The sequence below is a fragment of the Endozoicomonas sp. SESOKO3 genome, assembly GCF_024606255.1.
In genome coordinates, this window is record NZ_JAHHPR010000269.1 from 1 (window position 1) to 2,712 (window position 2,712).

Below are 2,712 nucleotides of genomic sequence, written 5' to 3' on the forward strand. Positions count from 1 at the left end.
ACCAATTTATTGCAACCGCAGTAGGACAGCCTTAAGTCCGACAGGCTGCTAGGATAGCCACTTCACTTCGGGCGACTTCATGATTATGAGGGAGAAATGTATTGCACTGTTGCCTGTTCCTGCAATACAGAGACTCCGGCAAGAAGTGTTGAGTTCGCAGTCCGCGCTGCAGACTCAGGTGGATGATCAGCAAAACAGCCTTGAGCTGGCAAAAAATGCCTCTGCGACTCTGGTGCAGGGGTTTTTTTGTTTCTGAGATTCTTCCCTGCCTGATTTCGGTGGTGATATTACGCGCATTCGAAGATAAACTACGGCAGGCTCCAGGCACTTTTCTATTCTTTTATGTCGCCGTTAAAGCTCTTTTGAGCCAGAGGACCAATCCGTGAACGATCTCACTGCCAGCAGTCGTCTGGCTCTGAAACTGATGGATCTCACTTCCCTCAACGACAATGATACGCCGGAAGTGATTATTGATCTCTGCCAAAAAGCCAAGACGCCGGCAGGCAATATCGCCGCAGTTTGTATTTACCCAAGATTTGTCCCCATCGCTAAAAAGACCCTGAAAGAACTGGATCTGAACGACGTGACAGTGGCCACTGTGAGTAACTTTCCAGAGGGCGGTGATGATATTGAACTGGCGGTCACAGAAACTCGAGCAGCTGTCGTTTATGGTGCGGATGAAGTGGATGTTGTTTTTCCCTATCGGGCTTTCATGGCGGGTGACGAAGCCGCTGGAGTTGAGCTGGTTCGCCGCTGTAAAGAAGTTTGCGCAAACAAGGTGGTGCTCAAGGTGATCATTGAGACCGGTGAACTGAAAGACCCTGCTCTGATTCGTCGAGCCAGTGATATCTGCATTGAAGCCGGTGCCGACTTTATCAAAACCTCTACCGGCAAAGTGCCTGTCAACGCTACACTCGAATCTGCCCGCATCGTGCTGGAAGCCATTCGAGACAGTGGCAAGCAGAACGTAGGCTTTAAGCCCTCGGGTGGCATTCGAACAGCACAAGACGCTGCAGAACACCTGAAGATTGCCGCTGACATTATGGGGCAGAAATGGATCGACCGAAATCACTACCGCTTCGGAGCTAGCAGCTTGCTGGGAGGCCTGCTGTTGGCGCTTGGTCTGAAAGAACAGGAAGACGATTAAAAACAAACTCCGTCCAGGCTACTCTTCTCTGAAGGAATCAAGCATATCAGAGGCGCTGCTGTCAGTATCACTGCTTTCAGAACTGTAAGGCGTCTCCATGGCAAAAGCATATTTAGACATGAGCAAGTTGACGAAAGCTCGCAAGTCGTATATACGTTCATCCAGGTGTTTTCTCAGCCTGTCTTCTTTGTCGAACTCTTTTTCATCATCTCCCCCTGTGGTCTTGTCATGTTTGGCTCCATCAGCCTGCTGATTGGCATTGATGACAGCACCTGCCTCAAGGAGTACAGCACCTGCCTCAAGGTATAATAGCGTCTTGCGTGATTGTTCCAGCAGGTCCTCAAATCCTATGCAGAGGGTTACCAGTATGACTTGGTAATCATTTTGATCAGTAAAAGTTTTTTGTAATTGATATGACATGTATTTTTCTATGGCTATAAGCAATTCTTGAAATAATTCAGGATGTTCATTTCCCGGGTTATCTTTTGCGTCGGTTACCACCTTTTTAAATATTTCAAATAATTTCTGTTCTTTGGCTTCTTTACCGGTAAAGTCAGGAATGGTTTGATCCCAATTTGAGCGGCTAAAATAACTCGACATGTTGTCAATGTGTGTATTTGCGAGTTGTATAACAAAAGGATCAAGCATCAGGCTTAAGGTATCAATGAAACTCACGAAAAGACTATTCCAAACAACTAATTCAGGTTTTTTTTCACCGTATTCTTTTATTAGCCTTAACATTCGTTTATCTGATTTTATATTACGCAGACAAACCGGCATTCCGAAATCATTAACGTAGTAGTTGAGTAGAGAGGAAGAGGCTAATAGCATTGCATCGAATGATGCCCCGTATTTTTCAGTTTCAAAGGGGTCCTCCATTTTTCGCAACAAAAACTCAAGGCGCATTTCTTCCAACAGCATCAGGTCAGAGAAGACTGTAGCAGTTTCTTTAATATTTGCTTTTAAAACGTTGAGATCTTGTATGGGTTCTTTTACACCAAAAAGGTCACCTTTTTTGGCATAGAGTCTCTCGATACCAGACAAATGAGTAGCATCAAGCAGGAATGAGAGAAAAAAGAAACTATTTGCTTTAAGGGGGGTTCCCTTGCAATGGATGGCTGTATAGTAACTCACCATCAACTTCGCGAGGCTCCGTTGGTGCTGTGGATTGGCCATATCGATAGGAGATTCGGTACCCTGAATTGAATATAGAACTTCCATCAACTTTTTCTGGTCTTTGTCAATCTTAATATTGAGAATTAGTTTCACTGTATCAATCATACCAAGAATGGTCAGGCTTTCTTCGGGAGGCTTTGCCGGGACATAGCTCAACATAGTGTTTAAGATTTCTTCATCAATGCCTGTATTCAACCCCTGAATAATGGCAGCAACCTGTACACGGGTCATTGGTGGGAGTGGAGTGTCTATTAAAGGCTGAAGCTGCTGTGCTCGTGCTCCCTCCGATTCATCCATTTTTTTGACTTGCTCAGTTTCATGGTTCATGGCAAATATAAGATGGGTCGTATTCGGGTTGAGAGCAAAAGGAGAGATTCTCCCAACATAAG

3 protein-coding genes are annotated in these 2,712 nt (G+C 45.1%); 2 read left to right on the forward strand and 1 reads right to left on the reverse strand.

Annotation, left to right across the window (positions count from 1 at the left end; all coding sequences use genetic code 11):
* The first annotated feature begins 85 nt into the window (after positions 1-85).
* Together KDK18_RS04855 and deoC are read left to right on the forward strand one after the other, a co-directional pair.
* A complete protein-coding gene (locus KDK18_RS04855) occupies positions 86-256 on the forward strand; it encodes a hypothetical protein (RefSeq protein ID WP_257253605.1) in 171 nt (56 codons plus the stop codon).
* Positions 257-382: 126 nt separating this feature from the next.
* Positions 383-1,147, forward strand: coding sequence for a deoxyribose-phosphate aldolase (gene deoC / locus KDK18_RS04860; RefSeq protein WP_373691146.1), 765 nt, complete (start codon positions 383-385; stop codon positions 1,145-1,147).
* 18 nt (positions 1,148-1,165) lie between these two features.
* Here deoC and KDK18_RS04865 read toward each other — a convergent pair whose 3' ends face one another.
* The gene (locus KDK18_RS04865; protein WP_257253606.1) at positions 1,166-2,518 is read right to left on the reverse strand and encodes a hypothetical protein; all 1,353 of its coding nucleotides are present in this window, start codon (positions 2,516-2,518) and stop codon (positions 1,166-1,168) included.
* Positions 2,519-2,712 lie beyond the last annotated feature (194 nt).

Bases quoted from the DNA above. Each gene is read 5' to 3' on its own strand.
- KDK18_RS04855 (WP_257253605.1), top strand. From the start codon at position 86: ATGAGGGAGAAATGTATTGCACTGTTGCCTGTTCCTGCAATACAGAGA.